Source organism: Algoriphagus lutimaris, assembly GCF_017051705.1.
GTDB lineage: Bacteria > Bacteroidota > Bacteroidia > Cytophagales > Cyclobacteriaceae > Algoriphagus > Algoriphagus lutimaris.
On sequence record NZ_JAFIDJ010000056.1, the window covers coordinates 1 to 255 of the forward strand.

The 255-nt window shown below is 51.4% G+C and carries 1 pseudogene; it reads left to right on the forward strand.

The window, feature by feature from the left end:
• Positions 1 to 255, forward strand: a pseudogene (locus JYB62_RS19770) (bifunctional rhamnulose-1-phosphate aldolase/short-chain dehydrogenase); the annotation flags it as partial.

The following is a 255-nucleotide window of genomic DNA, read 5'->3' on the forward strand; positions in this document are numbered from 1 at the left end:
CAAACTTGCCCCCATGGGCACCTCCTGTCCAGATCACTTCCTGCGTACCAAAATATCCCCTTTGGTGCTCGACATCCCGGCTGATGTAGACCTTTCCCATCCTTCCTCACTGAAGGCTGAACTGGAAATGGAATTCCAGAAGTACCGGGAGATGTATGCCGATTACTATGAAAAACACAAGCATCCCAATTCCCCTGCCATGCGTGACCCCAATCCGGTCATCATCCTTTGGCCGGGTGTAGGTCTTTTCTCCTT